A 25,250-nucleotide genomic window follows, 5' to 3' on the forward strand; every position below is an offset into this window, starting at 1 on the left:
CGCTCATCCCTGGCCCATCCAGCTCTTGCAACCAGACGACTGTTGCTTCGGCACGAGGCCGAGCCACATCGCCTTTTCCACCAAATTGGTCAATCCCGATGAATAGGCTGAGCTGGGGCCATGGGAACTCCTGTCACGACGGTCCGCAATTGAGGATGTCTTTCAGGGACAACGATGTATCCGCCAGTTGAGCCGGCTCAAATCGGAGATCTGATTGTTATCCGGCGTGGAAAAGTGGCTCTGACTCAATTTTGATGAAATTCGGGATTCCTCTGGAGCGGATTTTCCATAGGGATCAGCATGATGCGATCGGGTTTTCCACACTCAATGTTCGACGTTACCGGAATGACCATAGAGGACATCACCGATGATGATGGGATGGTGCGCCTCACCATCAGCCCGGTCACGGCGATGAGCGCCTGTCCCGGATGCGGGACGCGGTCAGGCCGGATCCATAGCCGATATCACCGGCGGCTGGCGGACCTGCCGACCAGCGGTCGTCTGGTTGAGCTTGTGCTGCTTGCCCGCCGCTTTTTCTGCGATGCTGTGCTGTGCAGGCGCCGCGTATTCACGGAGCGCTTTGATCCGAAGGTTCTCGCACCTTGGGCCCGCCGGACGGCCCGGCTGGATCAGGTTGTCCACCATCTGGGTCTAGCGCTGGGAGGTCGACCGGCTGCTGCCCTGGCCCGTCGCTTGATGCTACCGGTGAGCAACGACACCTTGTTGCGGGTGGTTCGCCGTCGGGGCAGCCCGCGCATCGTGCCGCCTACGGTGATCGGCGTGGATGATTGGGCGTGGCGACGCAATCACCGCTATGGAACTCTGATCTGTGACCTGGAGCGGAGACGGACCATCGCCCTGCTGCCTGATCGTGAGCCGGCGACGACGCAAGCCTGGCTGGAACAGCAGCCGCAGGTCAGCATCGTGGCCCGCGACCGCGCAAGTGGCTACGCCCTGGCTGTCTCCAAGGCGTTGCCGGCTGCCACGCAGGTGGCCGACCGCTGGCACCTGATGGAGAACGCAAGTCGAGCCTTTCTCGACGCGGTCCGGAAATCCATGCGGCAGATACGCACTGCGGTCGGTGCCACCAGCATCGATCCGGCCCTTCTCACGGCGGCAGAGCGCTTGCAGTACGAAGGATATCTGCGGCGTGAGGATACCAACAATGCGGTCCAGCGCCTGGCCAAGGAGGGCATCCCCATTAAGGAGATCGTTCGCCGGACCGGCCACAGCCGAGGGCTGGTGCGCAAAATCCTCCGGGGTCAGGGGACGGACATCTTTCGGACAAGGGAAAGTTCCCTGGAACTTCATCTTCCCTGGCTCGACCAGCAATGGCAGGCGGGGCATCGCAACGGTACCGAACTTTGGCGGCGGCTCAGGGAGAAGGGTTTCCAAGGCTCGCTACGCGTCGTTACGGAATGGGCGACCCGCCGACGCCGGGCCGACCAGATGGGAGTAGAGGCCCTCAAACGGACACCATCCGCCCGGATCATTGCCCGGCTCATGACCTTGGGACGCGATGCGCTGACAAAGGCTGAGACTGTCCTGGTTGCCGCCATTGAAAAGGGGGTTCCAACCATTATCGAAGCCAGGACCATCATCGCCGATTTCCAGGGCATGATCCGGCGCCGGTCGTTGGCTGACCTGACCCCCTGGCTGGAACGGGCAAGCAAATCCATGGTGGCGTCGTTCGCCAATGGCATCGTCAAGGACCAAGCCGCTGTGGAGGAGGCTATCACTTCCCCATGGTCCAACGGCCAAACCGAAGGCCAGATAACCAAGCTCAAACTCGTTAAGCGCCAGATGTATGGCCGCGGAAAACTCGACCTGCTCCAGGCCCGCGTCATCGGTGCAGGGTAGAAAAGCACTTCACCAAAACTGCGTCAGAGCCAAATTTCAATGCCGATTGACAGCTCTTCGTTCGGCCACGACTCCAAGCCATCGAAGCGCCGACGAGAATGGGATCATCGAAGACTATGTCCTTGGGTCAAGCTAACGGATCTGCGAGCTCAAATCGTTTGGTAGGAAGCTCCCCACACGCGCTGGAAGGTTAAGGCACAGCTGTGTTCTGTCTGGCCCAAGGCAGGCACAAACCTCGTCGAGCAAATGATCGGGAACTCGCATTCGCGCCTCCATGAGTGATGAAAACAACGCATTGGCGAGTTGGCTGGTATCTAACATAGCTCGAATCTGCGAGCTTAGAAGAAGGTCGGTGGTCGTGATGACGGTGAGGGCCGGAAATCGGGTGGCCGCGATACTGATCGCTTTGCGCTCGTCGATGAGCGCGGTCGCGCCGAGATGGAGCGCAAGCGCAAGGGTAGCAGCCTCACCATCATCCAACGTCTGGCTGGCGCGCCCTGAGACAAGGCTCACATAAGCGTCCTCCGCCTCCTCCGGCAGGTCGATGACGGTTACATAGCCGGCCGGGATCAGCGGCAAGACGCCCGCGTGTGTGATGCGGCCCTTATCGCGCCCACGTTCAAGTTCACTGAGAGCGATGCTCGGGATGATCATAGGTTTGTGCAATGCTCGCAGCACCTCGACCACATGCCCTCCGGCAACGAGATTGATCCAGACACTGGCGTCAGCGATGAGCGGCAATTCAGGCCGAAAACGAACGGGATCCATCCGTCTCAACTCCTTCCGCTTCGAACTCATCGATGAGGATCCGGGCATCGACGCGATCGATGTGGAGGAGCCTGGCAATCTGTCCTTCGCTGAGTAACGCTTGGCGCCAAGTCTCGCTGGCCATCACGCCCATGCGCATCGATATCTGGCGCCGCGCGTCGACCTTGGCATCGTCAGGCGGGATTAGATCGCCGAGCACCTCGCGCGCCTGGACGTCAGTGATTCCACCTTGCTGTACGAACCAGTCCCAAGTGCCCGACTTCGTGAGTCCCAGTTCTTCAAGACGGCGGACCATCGCTTCCCGGGAGATGCCGAAAAAATGCGCCAACAAGATGACGTGCCGGCGGGTTAGCTTTGACGCTCCGGCAGTAAGCTCTTGGAACTTAACACTTACTGCCCGGGCTGGGGTCAGGAAGCACCGCGCGAAAGTGTTCGCGTAGCGTTCCTCACGGGTCGACTCAGGCGTTCCGTCATGGAGCGCGTCAGGCGATTGGCGGGTCGAAATGAAGTGCCCCAACTCGTGCGCACCAGTCTGAGTCCGACGGTCGCGTGGATGATCTGCGTTTAACAATATGCACGCGCCCGCGCGCTCATCGAAGGCGTAAAGTCCGGAAATTTTCGGGTCGAGCTTCCGCACATAGACACGCGCGCCCAACTGCAGCTCGAGGAGACTCACGATATCGTGGATCGGTGCCAGTCCGAGACCCAGCCATTGGCGCAATTCCGCAGCGTCTTGCTCCGCCTGAAGGTTGACATTGCCCGGCAAAATAGGGCGTTCGGGCGGATCGAGCCGCGCGCGCTGAATACCAAGCAAATCCTCAAACTCGACCTCGGCCTGGACTAGCCGATTTAGCAGTTCGATGGCTGCTTGAAGCTTCTCGCCTTGTTCGCCAGCATGACGGAAGCGAGGCCGCAGATCAACGCGGATGCTGTCCTGGCGGAGCAGTTCATTGAGTGACAACCCATAGAGGACGGCTAGCTTTTGGAGTTCGTCGACGCGCGGTCGGCGCTGCCCTTGTTCCATCGCAACCAGGGTGGTGCGCGCGACATCAAGCGTGGTCGCAGCTACCGCCTGCGTAATCTTGGCGTTCTCGCGGGCCTGCCGCAGCAGGTCTCCCAAATCCTTTGGCGAGAGTCCGACCGGGGTCAGTGCCATGGCGACACCATGGCCACACGGGCGACGAATGAACGGCTGCCGAGGCTGATGAGGAAATCGAGCCACTCGGCCCGGTGCCGCTCAAGCAAGCCCATCAGGGCTCGCTCGCCTTCGGCCATCTCGATCCCAAGCGCTTCGGCGGTTTCGCGGGCGACACGCCGGACGATTCGTCTATGCAATTCTGATCCGCTAAGCGCAGCGAGATGATCAAGGTGGAGGATGCCGGCGAGAGCATAGTCGCGAAATGCCGATGACATGCCAGAGAAACCCGCCACGGTGCCATCTTCCATCTCGGCGGCGCCAAGGTTCTCCCAGATATATTCCGAGCTAGGCTCCTCAATAGCCGCACGGTGGATGCTCATGCGCCGCAACATGCAGGCAGCACAGACACCACACTGACGACGAGCGCCTCCGAAGCTGACGTGACGCGAGTCCTGCCAGCACGAGCGTGTATCATGCCAGGTAGGCGGATTGGCAAGGGCTTTCGCCTTGGCAAGAGTTTCCCCTTTGGTGTTCCAAATACGTGGGTATTCATAAGTCGGTGCCTTGTTGGTGAGGGCCTCGAACAGCCGTTCAATACGTCGAGTGAAAGCGGGATGGACGCGATAATCTGGATAACTCTGTCCGGACGAAGCGAGAATCGGCCCGAGTGCGCCCTGCCCGCTCTCGGTAACCACAACGCGATCGACGGGGGCAAGTTGCGCAGCGATGCCAGTGATAACAGCAAACTTGAAGCCACGCGATCGTGCAGACAATTCGACGCGCTGGCGTTTGCCAAGCTTCACCTCGAAGGGAACGGTCTCAAAGCGGCGTTTCCTGCGTGGCACCTTCGCACTGTCAACACCTTTAGAGCCCAGACGGACTCGCACGATGCCACTCTTCTCTTCGTCCTCAACGATCGCTGCGACAGCACGGGAGTCGAGCCCATCGCTATATGGTATGATCACCTTGTCTGGGGTGTCAAAAACGAAACGACGCGGCTTAATTTTCACGACAATATCACGTCGTTTGATGAAGCTGACACTCCAGCGATCACCTGTCAGAAAACAGAGAGCCTCTTCGAGTGCGTTGCGTACGGAAGGCGTGCTCCACTTGTCCTCTTCATGAACCGCAACCAGCAAGTCGAACGACCGCGCCCAGCCCCACGATGGCCGCCGGACGCTGAGGTCGCAATATTCGACGGCGCCAGCGATCACGAGCAAGTCAATCAAATCGTGCCGCCAGTCAGCAAAAAAGAAGTCCTTTAACCCTTCGATAGACAAGGTGATGGTCTGGCCAAGTGTCGCCACGCGCGCGCCTGCGCGCGGCACCTCGCCAATTTCGATGGCATCAACACGGTGCGGCGCCGCGTCTGCAACATGGTAGGCCTTCGTGATCAAAGCGGAACTCCATCGTCGAGGCCGGAATTAACGACGGTTATGGTCCTCGCCGGCGCATCTGCTGTCCGCAGCAGCATACGCGCGACACCGGCAACATTGACGCCGCTGTGCGCTTCCTCAAGTCGTGACCGGGTTGCTCGCGCCCGGTGATCCGAGGTTTCGCGATGCATATGCTCTTCGATCTGACGACTGCCAGCGAGCAGACGATCCGACACGCAGGCCTCCGCGGCCCACTGGAGCGCTTCGTGACCACTCAAGCCGTCTTGTAGCGCGTCAATAGCGTTGTTCACGAACCCATGTTCCATAGTCGAAGCGCAATCGCGATGAAGTCCGTTCAGATCGGTGGTCGGCAGGTCTCGGAAGAGACCGAGTTCATCTGCGCTGACGACCAGGGCCGTCACGCGACGCACAAGGCTCGCGGAGATTTCGGCTCGACAGTCACGCTCCGCCGCCTGCTGCAGAGCCTCCGAAATCTCGGGCGTCGAAAAGGACGGCAGAAAAGCGCACTTGGCCGCCTGCTTCCACTTTGGTGACATTGGCAAGGAACGGTACGGACCATCGCTCATGTGAAGTCCTCCTCACAGCTTATCCTGGCCGCCATATATGACCTACCTTGATCAGAAAACCTGACATTGTCAACAATATTATTCTCTTAACCTGCCATCACTCTCGGATGGCCCTTAGCTGCGTCCAAGGCAGTCAGCCGAAGCATTCAATCATACAAGAATATATGCAGGTCGATTTCCTTGTGAACCAGCCATGTATGCTAATCAGCTCGCATCAGCAGATAGACGGTCGAACAATGAATTTCCCCGACCTGACATTATCAAATTGCCATCAGGATGTTCACGCCGGGCTTAGGCAAATTCTTTGCACCAGCTCACTAGGGGAGGACAGCCTCCGGCAATGCCGGTGATCTCCGTCATCCGTTCCAGGCCGCAATCCTCTAGGAAGCCGGAAATAGCGTCCCAGCCCTCGATGAATTCGGCGATGAAGGGCGGGTCGGCATAACCGTTTTCACGATTAGGTATGGCAGGGCCAAGTCGGACGTCGGGCTTGACGTGCGCGCTTTCGTCAAGGATCTGCGCGCCCGCAGGGTCGCGCCCCACATCACCCGCAACGAACAGCGGACCGAGACAGGTGCCCTGCGGCGCAGCAGCGCCATCGACGCCCGCACAACCCGCCACCCCGGCTATGCCATCAGTCTGCGCATCGATGAGGTGTTCGGCTGGATCAAGGCCGCTACCGGCCTGCGCAAAACCTGCCACAAGGGCACCGGCCGCATCGACTGCGTCTTTGCCCTAAACGCCGCCGCCTACAACCTCATCAGGCTGCCCAAGCTCATGCGGACAGCCTGATGACACCCGGACTCCGTCTCAAACCGGCGGACAACGGAAAAAATGGCCGAAAAGCCGCCCCGTGGTGAGACCGATTTCGGCGTGCTGCTAAACCCGCAAAGCTCCAAGGACATTCATATACGTGCCAATCGCGACGTGGTGCTGGGGTTCGTGACGCCGACCGGGCATCCTCTCGCACGGCATGACCGATGCCGCTTCAACGCCTGCGTCAGGCTACCCATGATCGTGCCGGTCGCCCTGCTTGCCGTCGGCGAGCAGGTGCGGGCGCTTGAGGCCACAGCCGGCTTCCCCCTTGCGACCGTGGCGGCATCCGACAATATCCAGATGCTGAAATCGCTGGTCCGCGAAGGCATCGGGATCAGGATTCTCAGTTCGATCGATGTTATGGACGAGGTGGCAGGTGGCGAGCTGGCCTTCATCCCCATCATGGACACGACCCTGAAGCCCCTCACGCTCGCCCTATGTCTCAGCCCGACCAGGCAACTCTCCGCTGCGGCCAACCTATTCTTGGCGCGGGTGGAAGGGGCTATTGCGGGGAAGGAGGGCTGAATGGGGTGGATAATTATATGCCCTTTGTGGACATGTAACCTGTCTTTGCCGATACTCTGAAGCAGATATATGCTGAACGCCATGATGGGCAATAATAGTTCGGGGGAATGACAATTGAAACGGAGCATGGCCGCGCTGGTAGTAGGCAATGGCGCTTATCCTGCCGGCGACGATCTCGCCAATCCGTTAAATGACGCATCAGATCTTGGAGTGAAGCTAAAAGGCTATGGGTTCGAAGTTCTAGTCGCCCTTGATTGTTCGGCTAAGGAGATGGAAAAGCAGCTCAAAGCTTTTCGTGTCCTCCTTGAAACGCATGAAGTGGGTCTATTCTTCTTTGCTGGCCACGGCATGCAGATCGAAGGAAGCAACTATCTCCTCGCACTCGACACGGACATGGAAAGTGAGACGGATGCGAAACATAGTTCACTGTCACTCGACAAAGTGGTCGACGTCATGGCCAAATCACAAGCTTCCACCAAAATCATTATTCTTGATGCTTGTCGCAACAATCCATGGGAGCGAGCGTGGCATCGTGGGCCTGGTGCGCGCGGACTAGCATCCGTCTACGCACCAAAGGGTACGATCATTGGCTTCGCAACATCCCCCGGCGAAGTAGCTTCTGATGGGGCGGGAAGGAATGGTACTTATACGGAAGCGCTTCTCCAACACATCGATACACCCGACTGTTCCATTGAAACGATGTTCAAACGTGTACGGAATACAGTCGCCGCAGCCACGAAAGGGAAGCAAACTTCGTGGGAGCACACCTCCCTATCTGGTGAATTCTATTTCAATATGAGTCTAGGTAACCTAATTGAAGAGTATGATGGTACGGCATTGGCTGACAGTCTCTTCGTTATCGACCCGACAAAGAATTCCCATAAAGTGATTCAGGGCCTTAAAACTTACAATTGGTACAAACAAAACCCGGCAATCGATCTACTGGACGCCAAATCAGTCAACAGGATGGCGAAGAACAGTCTATTCGTAGTTGGGCGCAATATATACCAAGCCGCTTGTGGATCTTCTGGATCTGCCGATGTATTCATAAAAAATTTTATGAATATTACACAAGGATTCGGCCCCGACAAAAGAAAGGCTATTCTTGATGGAATGTTGTTTGAAATTTTCTTCAATTCCAAGGGAAGACTGCGGACCTCTATCAAAGGCCGTTACTTCGACGAGGTTTTCGAACTGCAACGATACAACCAACTACAGGATAGTTTTGATTTCATTGCTGAGACGCTAACTGCGGCAGGTGGGGATTTTTATGCTGTGCCAGGCAAAGGACACGATGTTGCTGTGACAGTATCTACTAAGAAGAATAAAAACGGCACATTTGTCGAAGCGATCTACATCGGCGGTGCCAACGTTCTGCGGTTGAAGGCTGACGCTAAGGACTCTGCAGATGGGACTAAGCAGCACTCCGAGGTCGATCCGGAGGCCTTAAACCAGCAATTAGCTGAGGAACTTATCGTCCCCTCACGATCTCTGAAAGTTACCTATACGCCCAGCACAGCTGCTAAGGAGGAAAGCCTCTATATTCCACGGGGGTGGATCGTCCGGAAGGGGCCAATAGACGACCTAATTTAAGATTAAATCGGTTGTGGTAATAAACCGTCGCACACAACTCTGGGAACGATATCGGATCCGTATTTTCAGTCCTGTTCGCTATACTTCTAATCCATGATCGGTCAGTCCGCATTCAGCCCCATAGTTGCCATTACAAAACAGCCCACCCTTCACGCCCAGCCAAAGAATGCCGCAGGAAACATCTAACGCGGCATACCCTCCTCCCCAAAAAAGCCGTCAATAAACATCCCGCAGATACCGCTTGTCCTGCACCATCCGGCCCAGATAGGCCGCCGCATCTTCGCTGCTCATCCCGCCATGGGTCTTCATGACCGTCCGCAAGGCCATGTCGACATCCTTCGCCATGCGGCTGGCATCGCCGCAGACATAGAAGCCGGCCCCTTCCTGGAGCCATTTCCACAGTTCAGCCCCCTGCTCGATCATCCGGTTCTGAACATAGAGCTTGTCGGCCTGATCGCGGGAGAAGGCTGTGTCCAGGCGATGCAGGTAGCCATCCCGCCGCATCTCCTCCAACTCGTCGCGGTAGTAGAAATCCGTGGCCGCGTGCTGTTCCCCGAAGAACAGCCAGTTGCGCCCCTTCGCCGCCATGGCACGGCGCTCCTGGAGGAAGGCCCGGAAGGGGGCGATGCCGGTGCCGGGCCCCACCATGACCATCGGCACCGTCCCGTCCCCGGGCGGCCGGAAATGCGCCGATTTCTGTACGAAGATCGGCACCTCCCCCTGCTCCGCCCGGTCGGCGAGGAAGGTGGAACAGACCCCGCCCCGGGCAGCACCCTCACAGGCATAGCGCACCGTGGACATGGTGAGATGGACGGCATCCGCATGCGCCTTCGGGCTGGAGGCGATCGAATAGAGCCGCGGCTGCAGGCGCTTCAGCACGCCCAGCCATTCATCTGCCGTGGCCATGACGGGGAAGGCCCGCAGCAGATCGATGATCTGCCGGCCCCACAGCCATTGCTTCAGATCGTCCTTGCGCTCCGCCCTCAGCAGATCGGCCAACCTCTCGTCACAGGACCGCTGACCGACAAAGGCCAGGATTTCCGGCGTGATGCGCGCGATCTCCAACCGCCGGGCCAGCGCCTCGCCCAGCGGCATCTCGCCTGCGTCCCTGATCTCCACCATGGTCGAGGCTGGCAGCTTCATGGCCTCCAGGGTCTGGCAGAGCTGGTCCCCAGTGAGCGGACAGTTTGGTAAGCTTGGTTCGGCCTTATTGAAGGACGACCGACATGACGGGACAGAGGAAGCGGTATTCAGCGGATTTCAAGGCGAAGGTGGCGCTGGAGGCGATCCGGGGCGAGTTGACGATGGCGCAACTGGTGTCGAAGCACGGTGTTCACCAGACGATGATCAACGCTTGGCGCAAGCAGGCGATTGAAGGAATGGCCGCCTCGTTTTCCGGCAAGGCCGAGGCTGCGCCGGTGGTTGATGGCGCCGAGATCGACCGGCTGCACGCCAAGATCGGCCAGTTGGTGGTGGAGCGGGATTTTTTGCGCAAGGCCTCCGGTCGATGAGTGCCGGTCGGAGGCGGGAAATGGTGGATCGATCCCATCCCGGCTTGTCGGTTGTCCGGCAATGCGCGCTGCTGTCGATCAGCCGGTCGCATTATTACGGGCCGGTGCGGGGCGAGAGTGCTGAGAACCTGGCGCTGATGCGGGTGATCGACGCCCAGTTCCTGGAGACGCCCTGGTACGGCAGTCGGCAGATGACCCACCATCTGCGGCGCCAGGGTCATGTCGTCAATCGCAAGCGGGTGCGCCGGTTGAGGGTCCGGATGGGGCTGGCCGCCATCTACCAGCGACCCAAGACCAGCGTTCCCCATCCCGAGCACAAGATCTGGCCCTACCTGCTGCGGGACCTGACCATCGACCGGCCGGACCATGTCTGGTGTACTGACATCACCTACATTCCCATGCGGCGGGGTTTTCTGTACCTGATCGCCGTGATGGATTGGGCATCGCGCAGGGTGCTGGCCTGGAAACTGTCCAACAGCATGGACATCGATTTCTGCCTGGAGGTCTTGCAGGAGGCGATGGCCCGGCACGGCAAACCGGAAATCTTCAACACCGACCAGGGCGGCCAGTTCACCAGCCCGAAATTCACCGGCATCTTGACCAATGCCGGTATCAAGGTTTCCATGGATGGACGGGGCCGCTGGATGGACAATGTGTTCATCGAACGGCTCTGGCGGTCCCTGAAATACGAATGCGTCTATCTCCACGCTTTCGAGACCGGCAGCGAGGCCAGGACCGGGATCGGACGATGGATCGACTACTACAATACCCAACGCCCTCATTCCGCGCTCGGGGGACAAACACCCGACGAGGCATACAGGCAAGGGGCGGAAAGACTGTGTTTGGCGGCGTGAACTGATCAGGACCAAGCTTAACGCCGAACAAAAACTGTCCGCTCACCGGGGACCAGCTCTCATCTCCGGCCCCTGCTCCAGCCCCACGCAGTGGGTGATGACGAAGGAGGGGTCGATGGTGCCGTCCATGATCTTGACCAGCAGGGGCTTCATGTAGCGGTGGGTATGGGTCTGGCCCGTGCGGATGGTCAGTCCCTTGTTCATCGTCGCCCCGAACGGGATATTGTCCAGCATGCCAACATACACGCCGGGAACGGAGACGGTGCCGCCCTTGCGACAGCAATAGAGTGCCTCGCGCAGGGCATGCGGCCGGTCAGTGCCCAACATCAACAAGGTCTTAGCCTTGTCCATGACAGCGTCAAAGGAGCCGCCGACATGGGCTTCCGTCCCCACCGCCTCGATGCAGCGGTCGGGACCGCGGCCCTCGGTCATCTCCATGAGACGATCATAGACGCTGCCGGCATCATCGAAATTGATGATCTCCGCCTTGCCGATGGCCGCCGCCATGGCCAAGCGCTCTGGCACCCGGTCGATGGCGATGACGCGACCCGCTCCCAGCATCCAGGCACACTGGATGGCGAACTGTCCCACGGGGCCGCAGCCCCAGACGGCCACCGTGTCGCCAGGTTCTATCTCCGCATTCTCCGCCGCCATGTATCCTGTGGGGAAGATGTCGGACAGGAACAGCACTTGCTCGTCGGTCAACCCGTCCGGGACCTTCAGCGCCCCGACATCGGCGAAGGGCACGCGGATATACTCCGCCTGGCCGCCGGCATAGCCGCCCGTCAGATGGGAATAGCCGAACAGGCCCGCCGGGGCATGGCCCATGGCCTTGGCCGCCTTCTCCGCATCGGGATTGGAACGGTCGCAGAGCGAGAACATGCCCTTGCGGCAGAAGAAGCAGTCGCCGCAGGAGATGTTGAAGGGGATGACGACCCGATCGCCGATCTTCAGGTTCAAGATTGCGGAACCGATCTCCACCACCTCGCCCATCGTCTCGTGCCCCAGGAGGTCGCCGCTCTCCATGGCCGGCATGTAGCCGTCGTAGAGATGGAGGTCGGAACCGCAGATAGCGCAGCTCGTCACCTTCAGGATGACGTCGGTGGGATATTCAATACGGGGATCAGGTACGGTGTCGTAGCGGACGTCGCCTTTGCCGTGCCAGCACAGGGCCTTCATGGTCTGTCTCCGAATATGGTTACGCAAGGTCGTCCTGCGGTACGGATGGACATGGAGCTGTCGGTCACGTCGCCTTCCGCTCCACCAGCATCGCCAGCCTGTCATTCGCCACTTCCTCCTCTTCGAGGCTCCGGCGCAGGAGGATCGCCCCATCGGTCCGGCCAAGCCGTACCGCCCATGCGGCCAAGCTGCCATAGCGGGAAATCTGGTAATGCTCCATCGCCCGCGCGGCGGCGATCAACGCCTCGTCCAGGACGTCCTTGTCGACGATGTCCGCCATGATGTCGTCCGTCTCTCTGACGAAGCCGTCGAAGGCGGGGCAGTCCACGATCCTGACTTGCGCGCCGCAGAGTTCGAACACCTGCGTTAACCGGTCGATCTGGTGGGAGGTCTCGATAATATGGGTCTCGAACGCCTGCTTCAGACGCCTTGCCCGATCGGCCCAGACATCTATGAATCCAGCAAACGAGGCCAGGGCATGTCCCCCATTCTGGCCCCGAACCGGCAACTGCGCCGCCCATCGAACGGCACCGGAGGACAAATCCCCATACCACTGCCCCGCGGATCGCGGGTTCGTTCTCCCAGGACTTTCGGACGCCTGCCGGCATCCGGAACTCTCAACTGAACCCATCCCTTTCGTCGGAGCGACCATAGCACAGCGCGGACGCCAGGCTCACCCCGCGCGGCTCCTTGAAATCGGAATGTGAAGAATCTGGAGAGAAAAATCGCGATATTCAATTACAAATATATAATGCGCTATTATATCTGAATAGAAATAAGGCTCAATTGCAATCGGATGCGCCATGACGGGTAACCAGGAGGCCGGTGTTTCGGAATCGGACAACGCCATCATCAACCACTGGCCCTATCTTCAGGAGGCGCATGCCGGCTGGCTGGACTATGACCGGATCCGGGAACAGGGGCGCTTCCTGCTCTACCGAGCGCTCAATCTCCAGCAGATCGTAGCTTTCTTGGGGGCTGGCCTATCCATGGCCTATGGCCGCATTTCCTGGGCGGACCTTGCCTATACCCATGCGCTCCACATCCTCAGGTTCAAGCGGGGAGCCGCCGGCAACGGCACGCCCCGGGGCCGGAACCTGGACAGCCTGTTGACGATGCTGAGGAACCAAGTCGATGACTATGAGAAGAAGCGCACCATCGACCAGGTCTTCGTTCTCAATCTTTGCGAACAGTTCTGGTGCCTTCTGGATTTCGACCAAATCCGGGCGTTGGCAGAGCAAATGGGCATGCGGGAGGAAAACGGTGCGAAGGAGAAGTTCGCGACGCCGGAAGATTACGGACGCTTCTGCTTCCAGTCCGTCCTGAAACGCGAGACCTTCGATGAAAGCAGGAACATCTATTCCATCCTGAACGGCTATTTCCTACCGCTCGATGAGATCCCGGCGGGCGAGGAGGACCTCATATTCATCTCCCCTCTCACCAAAAGCGAGCCACCGGAGGACTTGAGAACGAAATGGAAGGACGTGATCAAGTCTCTGGTTGAATTCGTTCCCCACGACCGCGCAAACCTGCCGTCCGGCAGGACATCATCATATTTCTTCCACAAGAAAGTTTTTACAGGCGTATGCAGCGAATTAGAAAAGAATAAACTGTACAACGCTCCTATCTATAGCAGCGCCTACCACCTGTTCACTTCGATGCGCGACAGCATCAAGGGAGAGTACCGCGACCATACGCCAATTCCACCGGCCTGTTATTTTATGACCGGGCTTGCGCTGGACATCATCCGATACGAGGATTCCTGCAGAAGCGCGCATGCCCGCATCTCTGACGGGTCCAGCGGCGAAGAGGGGCTGTTCAGGGCGTGGCTGAGAGCGGTCGGAACCGCCAGTCCGGTCCCTTTTCGCCACCGCGACGAGGTGGTCGCGAAGCAACATGATCCGCTGCATTGCCTGATCCAGGAACTGAACGTCAACCGTCTCGCCACGATCAATTACGACCTGGAGGTCGAGCGCTATCTGGATGATCTGGGTTTCGGCTCCCACTCTTCCGCCAGCGCGTCAGGTTACGCCGGCTATGAGCGCACAGGCCCGCTTGGCGGACGCAGCCGCGACATAGCCTTGGACGGCGACCGGACCGCCGACCTGATCGACTTCGCCGTGTCGGAAGACGAGTATGCCGTGCAGGTGGTGCATCTGCACGGTCGGTCGACCAGCGACAGCAGCCTGGTAGTAACCGACCGCGACTACCGAGCCACCTATATCGACAATGGAGAGGTGGCCGACACCTATCGCCAGGGCCTGTCCATCCTGTTCGGCGGCAATCCCGTGCTGTTCGTCGGCGTAGGCCTGAATGAGGATGACCTGCTGCGGCCGCTGCGGGAATTCCTGACCCTGGAACCGGATGTCAACCGCCCGGTCCTGGCACTCATGCCGGCACTGGATTCGCCGGAAACCTGCCGCGCGACGACAATCAAGCATTTCAGCCGCTACGGCATCTACGTGCTTTATCACGGCTTGGCCGGTACGTCCGAGAAGCCGGACGCCTGGCTCTATAAAGTCCTGCAGCTATGCAAGTCCATCGCCACTAGCTTCAGCAACCTTGTCGAACATCTTGAGGCGGTGCGCCGCGCCGCCTGCACGCACGCCGACAAGCCGTCGGAGGCCCGGAATGAATTGCCACGCACCGCCGTCGATGCCAAAGGCAAGCTGACGGAACACCTGGGCACATGCCGGGAGATACTTACGCGGGAATCGTTCTACGCCATCGAGGGTACGACGAACGTGCGGTCGAAGGCCGACATCCAGCAGGAGCTCATCGCCCTGGAGGAGATCGTGAAGACCGCGCTGGCGGTCCTATCCCGCATGTCCCCGGACGAGCTGACCGACAGGGAATGGCGCCTGTTCCGCGCGCTGCGGGCCTGGACAGCCAGCGTTGAATCCGCTGTCCTGACCAAGTCCCTGTGCGCCGCCCTGCTGGGCATCAAGCAATCCTGGCATGATTGGTGGAAAGCCTGGAAGGTCCCGCCGGCGCCGCGCGGCCAACACTCGAGCTATATCGGCCTGCCGCCACCCTGGAGCCTGGCGGCCAGCCCGCCCCCCTCCTTGGTGTCGCAAGCCACCAGCACCCGTACCAACATCGTCGTCCGACACTATGCCATCGCCGGCAACGTATCGTCCGACGCGGCCCAATTCATTGTCGAGGCCCTCAACCGGCGGGCGACGGCGCGGCGCATTGTCGCCGTCAGCGGCCCGATGGGCAGCGGCAAGGGCCTGCTGTTCATGTCGCTGCTGCGCCACCTCCAGGGATGCGACAAGAATTCCTACAAGAGCGCCTTCTTCGCGGGGTTCAGCTTCTCCTGCGAGGTTGCGTCGGTCTGGGATTCCCTGATCCAGTTCATCGGCGACTATGGTTCGCATACAGGGCGGACGAAGATGGCGCCGACCAGTTTGCGTACCGAACGCCTGCGCGAGGCGATCGACCGGCGGCGGGCCCGGGGCGCCGCAAGCAAGGGCGAGCGCCAACTGATCGTCCTGAACTCCCTGGATATGCTCTTCCATCAAAATGGCGAAGCCAAGAATACGGAAATCAATGACATCATGCGTATCCTGTTCGGCCCCTACATGGCGAACACCGATATCGACATCGTCGTCTTTGTGCGCTCCGACCGCTGTCCGCTTTTCCTGGCTGGCGCCGCCCCAGCCGGGAGGAAGGCGCCGGCGCTGCCCCGCTACCGCAATCCACCGGCGCCGGTGACGTTCCGCAGTGGACCGAATTCGGTCTCCAGCGGTCAGAACATCCTGCTCGACCTCACTTCCCGCTCCCGCTCCTTCGCTGGAAAAATTGACGAAACCCCCTATGAAGGTCCAGATGCCACCGTTTATGGGCAATATCTCTTACACCATATCCTAAAGAATGAGGCCCTAAACAAGAACATTCCTCGAGAAGAAATGCAAGGATGCCTGTCGATTGGGCGAATCGGACAGAATAATAAATTGATGAATGTTTTGGACGAGGTGACAAACTATTGGTATTTAAACTGGATATCGGATCATAATCCGAAAATACCGAAAGATAATGACAATAAATTTATCGCTAATATTGACAAATCCTCTATCATGAAGGACCTTATAGCGTTCGCGAACCCGGATCGATCGACGTTCAACGGCATCTCCGACCCCTTGGATGAGAAACTCAGCGACGACGAGATAGAGCTGATCATCAGTGCCAAGTTCCATGAAACCATCATCCGACACCTGGCCATCATCTCCATCCCCGTCGCCGCCGCCGTCCTCGCCTATTGCCCGGCACTGGTGCGCATCTACGACCAGATCGTCCCGAAAACGGCGGATAGCGATCGGGGAAAAGCCGACCGGTGCCTGCGCCTGCAGTTCCTGACGGGCCTGGCGCTGCAGATCATCGTGGACATCAAGGGGCTGGCGTTCCGGATCGACCATCTGGGAGCGACGTCGGGCGACTTGTCGGAAACACCCACCGATATCTGGCCCCGGCGCTACCAGGTTCATCGCGGAGTCCAGCATTTCGTGTACAACAAACTGGGGGCCCAGATCACAGAGCCGGTAGAGGGGACCTTGTTCATTCCCTCGCTGTCCACCAGCCAGGCCAGCAGCCTGCCGCAACTGAACGCTGACGCCTATATCTTCCTCTACGATGTCGTCTGCGCGCTGACCGACTATCCATCGGCGACGGCCGGACCGGCTGCGGATAATGGCAAGGCGCGGCCTGCGCGTCTTCGGGCTGCGCTGGGCGTGGTGCGCACGCTCTTGTCCTTCGGCATGGTCTGCCGCTTTGCCAACCTGCAGTCCCTGCCGGCGCCGGGACTAGGCGGGCTGGGGCAGTTGGAGCGGCATCGGCTGCTGCTACGCTGGATGCTGGCGGAGGCGGTCAAGTGTAACCCAAAGGAGCAGGAAGGGAAGGTCGAACCCGTCGAACCCAAGGACGCGCCCCCCTTCTACCAGGACGAGATCGCCTGGCTGATGAATGAGATCGGCGTGCTTTCCCTGGTCCAGGGGCGCTGCCGCGAGGCGGAGACCTTCGTCACGCGGGCCATCCAGGCCAGCAAGGAGGCGGAGGGCGGCGTCGGCACCATGGCCCGGCGCATGATGCTGAACCGGGGGCTGTGCGCTATCGACCTGGGGCAGTTGTCCCAGGCCCAGCGCTACTTCGATGAGGTCAGGCAGTGCGAGGACGAGGAACTGCTGCTGCGGACTCTGGCAGATGGCTACAGCGCCCTGATCAAACACTTGAAAGGCAATTATGACCTGGCAGAGGAGGAATACCGGAAGTCCATTGACACCCTCACGCGCATGAACCATCGCCGGCCCGTCAGCTACCTGCGCCGGGGTCTAGCCGACCTGCTGCGGCGCAAGGGCCTAGTCGGCGAAGCGCGACAGGAGCTGGACCATGCGCTGCGCGTAGCCGAAGCCGGGGGCTTCGCCGACTTCTACCATTTCGCGCAATTGTCGGCGGTGCGCCTGAACCTGACGACCGGCGTTCCCCTCGCCGACATGTTGCGCGACGTGACCCAGGCGGAGCAGTATGCGGAGCGCATGGACATACCGCGGCTGCGGATCGAGGCGCTGCGCACGCGGGCCGAGATCTTCCTGACGCAGGGAGAGACGCAGCTGGCCGGGGACATGGCCGCCAAGGCCATGCGTGTCGCCAAGCTGAACGACCTGGTGCTGCGGCGCATCAGCCTGACGGAGCTGCTGTCTCGCATCCTACGCCAGCGCGGCAATCTCGCCGCCGCCGACCGCATGCAGTCCATGGCCGAGCGCTCAGCCCGGCGCGTCGGATACCACATGACGTCCGGCAAACCCTGGGGAACCCCCGGCCCCGTCTCGGCGCGGCTGCCACCGCCGCAGCTATGACGCCACGCCGAAGCGGGACTGACCTTGAGGCGCGCCGGAGTCGGTGAAGGCTATAGGCGATGAGTACCTGTCCGCTGAATTCGCATGTTGGATGCGTGGTCATGGACACCCGATTTGAACCTGCGGCGACAAGCTATTGATTTTACTGCAACTTCCCATAGGGTTGCGCTGCACACCAATACACAAACCCCAGCAAGATTCTGATCTTGCTGGGATTTTTTGACAAATCTTGGATGCGGGGGCGCGCCTCGACCGATGGCATGACAATTTATCCGTGAACATTTGACCCGGTAATTCATCCTCATGGTTATCACCTTATGCCCGGATTGGGGCTGGAAGCGGACGGACAGGTTTTGGCGAACGACCCGCGCAGAGCTGACACCCGTAACGCGCTGGCTACAACTGGGCCGCTGGGCGCCCGGTCGCTTTCGACGCAGCAGGGAGCTTTGCCTACTTCAAATAGTATCTTTGCCAAGCCCCCATTTGGAATGCGAGCGGAAAGCTCCACTTTCGGCACAGCCGAACGCGCGGTGAGATTAGGCCATCAACAACCCTGGGGGGTAGACGTGCATTTGGCGGAACTCAGGATCAGGAACTTCAGGCGAATCTCGGACGCTACGCTGAAATTCCGGCCCGGCATGAATGTCATCGTCGGCCCCAACAACATCGGCAAGAAAGCAGTGGTAGATGCGCTGCGAGCGTTATTGGCGGGCGCTGACGATCCCTATCCGAGTGAATAAATTGTATCGGAAAGGCGTACTTAATGTGGCGTTCATCCCTCCCGTATTGAAGCTCCAAGCCGCCGCCAGCTTCTGACATCGGCGGCCTGGCCTCGATGAATATCTCGAACCGGCTCAGCAGCCAAAGTCGTCGAACGCAATCCGGTCGCGGGGAATGCCCAACCTGTGGAGCACCTCCAACGTCGCCTTCAGCATGGCTGGCGGACCACAGACCAGGAAGTCGCAGGATCGCAGGTCGCGGTGGCGGGCCAGGTACTGGGCCCGGACAGCCTCGTGCACCATGCCTCGGTGCCCATGCCAGTCGTCACCGGGGGTCGGCTCGGAAAGCACGACGTTCCAGGTGAAACCGGTATGTTCCTGCTGCAACCGTTCGAATTCCTCCCGGTACAAAATGTCCTTCACGGAGCGGGCACCGTACCAGTAGGTGATCCGGCCCTTGCAGTCCTTGCGGAGCAGTTCGTCACGAATGATCGCCCGCAGCGGGGCCATACCGGCCCCGCCCCCGATCGCCACAATCTCCCGGCTGCCTTCCCGTGCCGCAAAGTTGCCGTAGGGGCCGAAGAACCGGACCTCGTCGCCGGGTTGAAGTCCGAAGACATAGCTTGATCCGGCGCCGCATGGGATCGCGGCCGGATCGGGGGAGGGCATGAAGCGCACGTTCAGGACGATCTCGTTCAGCAACTCGCCTGGGTGGGTCGCCATGGAGTAGGACCGGCGAAGGCCGCCCTGGTGACTGATGGCCTCCGGAACGGCCAGTTGTCGCCAGTCCGCCCGCCAGCACTCGGGTACGCCGAACCGGTCCGGTCCGGTGCTGTAGGCCGGGATCGCCAGTTGGATGAACTGGCCGGCACGGTAGGTGGGCATGGTCCCAGCCTTCATACGCAGCCTCACTTCCTTGATCGTGGGGCTGAGGAAGCGGGTGCCGGCGACCTCCGCCCGGAAGCCTTCACCATCAAGCGCCTGGTCGGGAACCGTGACGGTGCTGCCGGGCACGACCTTGTGCCGGCAGGCAAGGCGGCAGCCTTGCTCCAGGGCACGAAGGGGGATGTGCTGGCGGTCGGCATCGCCCACCGGCGCACCGGCAAGGGTGACCTGGCACAGGCCGCAACTGCCGCCGCCGCCGCAATTGGACGGCAGGGTGATGCCCGCACCGGCAAGAGCGTCGAAATAGGACGCCCCTTCCGGCAGCGTCAGCGCCCGGACGGTGCCCGACGCCGTGCGCAGCGAAACTGGAACGCCCTGTCTGCGCAGCCGGCGCGTCACCCGCGATGGTTGGAAATCCTGCCGTCCGAAACTGTCATAGACCAGGAACAGGCCGGTGACCGCCAGCCATGCCGTAGCGACAGCGGCCAGGATGATCAGGGGGTGGTTGAAGCTTTCCCGCTCCCCGTAATCCATGATGTGCAGCATCCAGGCGATGTCCCAGAGCCGCCAGGCATCATTGCGCCGTTCCAGCAGCCGCCCCGTTTCGGCAGAAATATAGAGCGTGGTGTTGTCGGCATCGGCAAAGGCGACGCGCCATATCGCCCCTTCATGTTTGCGGGTTTCCAGGTTCGGCCCGGCCAACCATTCCACGCCTGCGACAGGGGCAGCACCGGCATAATCAGCCGTCGCGACGCGGCGTGCCACGTCCTCAGTTACAGACACGCGCGACCCATCGCGGGCCGAGAGGAGGTGAACGCCTTTGGCGGTGTGAACCTCATAGACGAAATCGTCCAAGAGCGGCCGCAGGCGCAGGGCGACGACCGCGCTGCCGGCAAGGTGCGACCGAACGTCCGCCAATGGCAGAAAAGGCGTGTCCGTCGGCAGAAGCAGCGGTGCAGCGGCCCGGCGAGTGTGGTCGCCCATGACGTCGTGATGGTTGATCAGGGCCATTGTCGCGCCGCTTGCCGCCCATAGCGCGAACTGCAAGCCGATCAGCAGGCCGACCCATTTGTGGAACCAACGGAGAGTCTGAAGCATCAACGCCTCCCCATCTGGGCCATGGTCGCCTTGCGGCGACGAAAACTGTAGAAGAGCAGCCAGATACCGCTGCACATGGCGACGACGGCCGTCAGCGTCGCGACCCGCAGCAGCGTGTTGTTGACGTCCTCGCGCTCTACATAGTCCATGATGTGGAACATCCAGACGAAATCGAAGAGCCGCCAGAGATTGTGCCGGCGTGCCAACAGGTCCCCGGTCGTTGGTGACAGGTAGAGGGTATGGTCATTCCAGCCATCGAACCGCACCTGCCAGACCGGCGCGGCCCGGCCCCGGATTTCCGATGGCGCCTCCGGCAGCAGGCTGGCCGACTGGATGTCCGAACGGCCCGCATAGAGGCCGAGTGCCACCTTGCGCGCCGCCGCCTCGTCCAGGGGTGGGTTCTCCACCCCTGTGACCGCACTCACCAGTACGGTGCTGGCGGACCGTTCGACCACGTAATAGGGCTGGTCCAGCAGCATCTTCAGCCGCACGCCGCGGACATCGCCGTACGTGTGGCGGATATCGTCCATCTCGACGCGCACCCGGTCCAGCGGCAGGGGTGCCGCGCCATGCGGGCGGATGAAATGGTCACCATGGATGATCTCGATCGGAACCGCGACCATGTACAGGCCGCTGACCGCCCAGATCACGGCCTGGATGCCGATCAGCAGGGCCAGCCACTTATGTGTCTTCCTGGCAATGGAAGCCGGATGCATTCACGCCTCCAGGGACGTTTTGGGGTAATACCAGATCCCGGTGAGTAGAACTCATCGGGATCTGGTAAGGCGGCGACTGCCGCCGCGCGCCTCGGGGCGCGTAGCCAAGCCAACGGATGTTGGCGCCGGCGACTGAGGTCCTGGGGATCGGTTGCGATCACCGGGACATGGTACAATAGGGGGGCGCGGCTGACGCCGTGCGCCGATACCGGGTCAGAAGTTGTACGTCACGCGCACGTATCCGCGGCGACCGAGGAGGTCGTAAGTCATGGTGTCGGTATTGCCGTCCGTCCAGCTTTGGATGAACGGTGCATCCCGGTCGAACAGATTGTCGATACCGATTGCGATGCGGGCGCTATCCATTACCGAATAGCCGGCTTGAATGTTGTGATAGAAGACATTCGGCGTCCGGTAGCCGATCGCCGTCGGCGCGGCGTTGAAGTCCGTCGCCTTGCCGATCCATTGCACGGAGTAGGTGGCGTTCCACTTCTCGTCCGACACAGTGCCGCTGAGATTGGAGCGCCAATGCGGGAAGCCACCATTGCCGCCGCCAATGAACCCGTCGAAGATGATCGGTGCCGCACCCTGGAACGGGGTGATGGTATATTTGTCGAGATAGGTGGTGTTCCAGTCGATGACCACACCCAGATCGGCCAGATCGAACTGGTACAACAGGCCGACATCGATGCCGCGCATCTTCTCCCGACCCGTGTTCACCGGCTGGGCTGACAGGTAGTTGATCTCGCCGGTCAGGGTGTTGCGGGTGAAATGCTGCGCCCCGCAGAACGGGTGGGTGAGGCCGGCAGAATTGTAGCAGACCGACAGCTTGGTGGAACCGGGGATGGACCTGATGGCATCCTTGATACGGATGTCGAACAGGTCCGCCGTGACGGTCAAACCCTCGACGAAGCCGGGCTGGAGCACGGTGCCGATGGTGAAGCTGTCGGATGTCTCCGGCTTCAGGTTGCTATTGCCGCCGACGGTGGTCAGCACCGTGTTGCCAAGCTGACGGAAGCCGGCGGGAACGCCGCTGGCCCGGCAGTTGGCCGCCACGACGGAGCCCGACGGCAAGGACGAATAATTGCTGCACGGATCGGTCGTGGTCAGGTTGCCCTCTGACACGCCGCCGAACAGCTCCGGCACGTTGGGGATGCGGAACGCGGTTCCATAGGTAGCGCGGAACCGCAGGCCGTCGACCACCTGCCAGTCCAGGCCAGCCTTGTAATTGTCGGCGCTGCCGAACAGGTCATAGTCGGAATAGCGGGCGGCCGCGTTCAGTTCAAGCCGCTGGGCGAAAGGCAGGTCGGCCAACAATGGCACCTGCAGTTCCAGGTAAGCCTCCTTGGCTTTCACCCGACCGGCGATCGGATCCTGCTGGTTGGTGTTGGCGATGCCCAGAACAGTCAGCGCGTCAGGGTCTCGCCATCCCTTTTCCTCCCGGTAGACGATGCCGGTGGCAAAGCCCAGGTCGCCCGCCGGCAGTTCAAGCAACGTCCCCGTCAGGTCGAAAGTGCCGCTGATCTGCTCGTTCCCGCCGCTGTCGCGGCTGGTATAGAGGATATAGTCCAGAACCTGCGGGGTTAGGTCGCCCGCCCCCAGATAGTCGCCGCATGGAATGGCGGCACCGGCAGCACTGCTGCAGGCGCTGGCGTTCAACGTCTGACGGACACGATCCAGGTTAGCAATATTTGTGGAACCGTCCACGCCCTTGTTGCGTCCCCAGTTGAAGGCGGCTTCCCAGCGCCAGCCGTTCCCCAGCGTCCCGTCCAGGCCCAGCACGGTGCGCCAGGTATCGACGTCCTGGTAGAATTCGCGCGGTCCCGGCTCCACCAGACGCCGGCCCTGGATGACCAGCGTCTGCCCGGTCGGGTTGGTGGGATTGTTCGCCGCTACCGTCAGGTTACGCAGCGTGCCCGGCGTGGCGATCTGGTTGGACTGCCGGTTGGTGAACATCAGCTCGCTGAACAGGCGCACATCGTCTGACACGTTCAGGTGCCCGAACATGCTCGCCGATACGCGCTCGATCGGGTTCACCGCATTCAGGAAGGGGTTGGAATTGAAATTGTGCTTGGCGCTGGAATAGGGCTCGTAGAAGTTCCCGTTGCCGCCGGGCGTCTGGTTGAAGTTGATGCTCTGGCCGTTGGGCAGCAGCGCCCGACCGCCGGCGGTGGATGAACTGCCGACGCAGACAAGCTGCCCGCCGCTCTCTCCCAGGCCGCAGGGCTCCCGGTCGGCAAGGTTGACGGAGCCGGACTTGGCGTAGCTGAGTGACGTAACGATGGAACCCTTGTCGCCGGACACCCCCCATGTCAGGTCCGCACTCTTCTCCTCCCCATCGCCTTCGTCGGTGATCCCGTACTTAGCCGAAACCTCGACCCCGTTGAAGTCGGTGCGGGTCACGATGTTCACCACGCCGGCCACGGCATCCGCACCATAGATGGCGGATGCGCCGTCCTTCAGCACGTCAATGCGCTGAATGATCGATACCGGGATCGTGTTCAAGTCGGGTGCGGAGTTGGCGCCGGTGCCGCCGGCCACCACCCGGCGACCATTCAGCAGAACCAGGGTGCGGTTGATACCCAGACCGCGCAGATTGACCTGCGCCGTGCCATAGCCGTTATTGGCCCAATAGGCGTTGGTCTGGTTGCCGGCAAAGCCGGCGCTGGACGGCAGCCTCTGCAGCAAGGTCTCGATGCTGGTCACGCCCGTATTCGCGATGGCCTCCTGCGTCAGCACGGTTGCCGGGCCCAGGCCGGTAATGTCCTGCCGCGCGATGCGGCTGCCGGTGACGACGATTTCTTCCAGCGTCTGCTTGCTGTTCTGCGCCATGGCCGGCACCGTCATGACGCCCGCGGCCAGCGCGGTGGCAAGAAAAAGGTTCCCCGTGAAGTTCTTCATTTGATGTCCCCGTTCCAGGTCGGGCACGGACCGGCAGCCCGTTCTTTGGGGTGCCGGCAATGTCCTTGCCCGTAGAATTGGATGTCTGTCCCCCATGACCGGTGGTCCCCGCCGCGACCGTGATGGCCGAAGCGGAGACGACCCGGCAGTCCCCGGCCCTTATTGTCTTGTTATGATCGGGGCATTTCCGTGGATCGGGCCATACCAGGGCGGAACCCGTCCCTTCGCGCACCGGGTTGCGATGCATCGAACGGGCGGACCATCCGTGGATGACTGCCGAGAACTGGAAATGGAGGAATGTTGGCAGCAAAGGCCTGAACCGGTGCCGCCAGGGCACACCGGTCCTATGCTCAGGCCGCTACAGGCGGTCTGAGGTCGGGCGCATGCCCAATGCCGGCAGGCACGTAGCCTGCCACCGGCTTCTTCACGTCACCCGTTACCGTGACGGACAGCGCCGTGTCGCTGGAAGGAAGGCCCGACAGCATGGTGAGGCAATGGATCACGCCGCAACAGGCGCCGCCGCCGGAACAGTCGGTCGGGCAGGCATCGTCCGACATCGCGTCCGCCGCCGAAAGGCCCGACATGGCCATACCGTGGCGGGCCGTTTCGGATTGTCCTTCCACCTTGACTTGCCCATGCGCCGCCACAACGGTCGCACCGTCCTGAACCGACCGGGCCTGAGACGCGTTGGAAACGGCAAAGACCAGCGTCATGGTCAGGGCGAAGAACCCCACCAGGCACAGTCGCCGTATTGTTTCCAACTGATCCACCAAGTCATGCCTCCGGCAGGATCCGATCTCGGTTATCTTTGTATGCTAAGTACGGAAGCAATGACCGTCAAGCGCTACATCGACCGAAATGTCGAAGCTTTGGGA

The 25,250-nt window shown here is 60.7% G+C and carries 17 protein-coding genes and 1 pseudogene; 7 read left to right on the forward strand and 11 right to left on the reverse strand.

Features of this window, described 5'->3' with window-relative positions; all coding sequences use genetic code 11:
- Positions 1-303: 303 nt before the first annotated feature.
- Positions 304-1,860, forward strand: coding sequence for an ISL3 family transposase (locus tag ABC729_RS09250; protein WP_495608664.1), 1,557 nt, complete (start codon positions 304-306; stop codon positions 1,858-1,860).
- 132 nt (positions 1,861-1,992) lie between these two features.
- Here the strand turns inward: ABC729_RS09250 and ABC729_RS09255 are convergent, their stop codons facing one another.
- From ABC729_RS09255 to ABC729_RS09270, 4 genes are read right to left on the reverse strand one after another with little or no spacing between them, the layout of a single operon-like run.
- On the reverse strand, positions 1,993-2,628 hold the full coding sequence (locus tag ABC729_RS09255; protein WP_495607336.1) for a PIN domain-containing protein: 636 nt from the start codon (positions 2,626-2,628) through the stop codon (positions 1,993-1,995).
- Positions 2,603-3,784: a helix-turn-helix domain-containing protein gene (locus ABC729_RS09260; RefSeq protein ID WP_495607337.1), complete on the reverse strand. Its 1,182-nt coding sequence runs from the start codon at positions 3,782-3,784 to the stop codon at positions 2,603-2,605. Before ABC729_RS09260 ends, ABC729_RS09255 begins: the two co-directional genes overlap by 26 nt.
- A complete protein-coding gene (locus ABC729_RS09265) occupies positions 3,775-5,163 on the reverse strand; it encodes a 7-cyano-7-deazaguanine synthase (RefSeq protein WP_495607338.1) in 1,389 nt (462 codons plus the stop codon). The genes ABC729_RS09260 and ABC729_RS09265 overlap by 10 nt, the downstream gene beginning before the upstream one ends.
- Complete coding sequence (locus ABC729_RS09270; RefSeq protein WP_495607339.1) at positions 5,160-5,729, reverse strand: hypothetical protein; 570 nt, start codon at positions 5,727-5,729, stop codon at positions 5,160-5,162. Before ABC729_RS09270 ends, ABC729_RS09265 begins: the two co-directional genes overlap by 4 nt.
- 477 nt (positions 5,730-6,206) lie before the next feature.
- On the opposite strand from ABC729_RS09270, the pseudogene ABC729_RS09275 reads away from it, so the two are divergent.
- The 3 genes and pseudogenes from ABC729_RS09275 to ABC729_RS09285 all read left to right on the forward strand — a co-directional run.
- Positions 6,207-6,521, forward strand: a pseudogene (locus ABC729_RS09275) (IS5/IS1182 family transposase); the annotation flags it as partial.
- 42 nt (positions 6,522-6,563) lie between these two features.
- Positions 6,564-7,070, forward strand: coding sequence for a LysR substrate-binding domain-containing protein (locus tag ABC729_RS09280; RefSeq protein WP_495607340.1), 507 nt, complete (start codon positions 6,564-6,566; stop codon positions 7,068-7,070).
- Positions 7,071-7,196: 126 nt separating this feature from the next.
- Positions 7,197-8,663: a caspase family protein gene (locus ABC729_RS09285; protein ID WP_495607341.1), complete on the forward strand. Its 1,467-nt coding sequence runs from the start codon at positions 7,197-7,199 to the stop codon at positions 8,661-8,663.
- Positions 8,664-8,879: 216 nt separating this feature from the next.
- On the opposite strand, the gene ABC729_RS09290 is transcribed toward ABC729_RS09285, so the two are convergent.
- The gene (locus tag ABC729_RS09290; RefSeq protein WP_495607342.1) at positions 8,880-9,806 is read right to left on the reverse strand and encodes a diflavin oxidoreductase; all 927 of its coding nucleotides are present in this window, start codon (positions 9,804-9,806) and stop codon (positions 8,880-8,882) included.
- A gap of 83 nt (positions 9,807-9,889) precedes the next feature.
- Here ABC729_RS09290 and ABC729_RS09295 point away from each other — a divergent pair.
- Positions 9,890-11,028 (forward strand): IS3 family transposase gene (locus tag ABC729_RS09295; protein ID WP_495607343.1). Its coding sequence is split into 2 segments (ribosomal slippage): positions 9,890-10,145 and positions 10,145-11,028, totalling 1,140 coding nucleotides; the frame shifts between segments, so codons are not numbered across the junction.
- A 42-nt stretch (positions 11,029-11,070) separates the two neighbouring features.
- On the opposite strand, the gene ABC729_RS09300 is transcribed toward ABC729_RS09295, so the two are convergent.
- A complete protein-coding gene (locus ABC729_RS09300) occupies positions 11,071-12,207 on the reverse strand; it encodes a zinc-dependent alcohol dehydrogenase (RefSeq protein ID WP_495607344.1) in 1,137 nt (378 codons plus the stop codon).
- A gap of 64 nt (positions 12,208-12,271) precedes the next feature.
- A complete protein-coding gene (locus ABC729_RS09305) occupies positions 12,272-12,748 on the reverse strand; it encodes a YciE/YciF ferroxidase family protein (RefSeq protein WP_495607345.1) in 477 nt (158 codons plus the stop codon).
- Between the two features lie 262 nt (positions 12,749-13,010).
- Here ABC729_RS09305 and ABC729_RS09310 point away from each other — a divergent pair, with 262 nt between their 5' ends.
- Positions 13,011-18,059, forward strand: a complete 5,049-nt coding sequence (locus ABC729_RS09310) for an SIR2 family protein (protein WP_495607346.1) — start codon at positions 13,011-13,013, stop codon at positions 18,057-18,059.
- 317 nt (positions 18,060-18,376) lie between these two features.
- The gene (locus ABC729_RS09315) at positions 18,377-18,799 is read left to right on the forward strand and encodes an AAA family ATPase (protein ID WP_488964076.1); all 423 of its coding nucleotides are present in this window, start codon (positions 18,377-18,379) and stop codon (positions 18,797-18,799) included.
- A gap of 114 nt (positions 18,800-18,913) precedes the next feature.
- Here ABC729_RS09315 and nqrF read toward each other — a convergent pair whose 3' ends face one another.
- The 4 genes from nqrF to ABC729_RS09335 all read right to left on the reverse strand — a co-directional run bounded on the left by nqrF (position 18,914) and on the right by ABC729_RS09335 (position 25,148).
- On the reverse strand, positions 18,914-20,761 hold the full coding sequence (nqrF, locus tag ABC729_RS09320; protein ID WP_488964075.1) for an NADH:ubiquinone reductase (Na(+)-transporting) subunit F: 1,848 nt from the start codon (positions 20,759-20,761) through the stop codon (positions 18,914-18,916).
- Positions 20,761-21,477 (reverse strand): PepSY domain-containing protein, encoded by a 717-nt coding sequence (locus ABC729_RS09325; protein WP_488964074.1) that lies wholly within the window; start codon positions 21,475-21,477, stop codon positions 20,761-20,763. The genes nqrF and ABC729_RS09325 overlap by 1 nt, the downstream gene beginning before the upstream one ends.
- A gap of 213 nt (positions 21,478-21,690) precedes the next feature.
- A complete protein-coding gene (locus tag ABC729_RS09330) occupies positions 21,691-24,375 on the reverse strand; it encodes a TonB-dependent receptor (protein ID WP_495607347.1) in 2,685 nt (894 codons plus the stop codon).
- Between the two features lie 350 nt (positions 24,376-24,725).
- Entirely contained in the window at positions 24,726-25,148 is a 423-nt protein-coding gene (locus ABC729_RS09335) for a hypothetical protein (RefSeq protein ID WP_488964072.1), read from the reverse strand.
- Positions 25,149-25,250: the final 102 nt, after the last annotated feature.

The sequence above is a fragment of the Niveispirillum sp. CC-CTL257 genome, assembly GCF_059489915.1.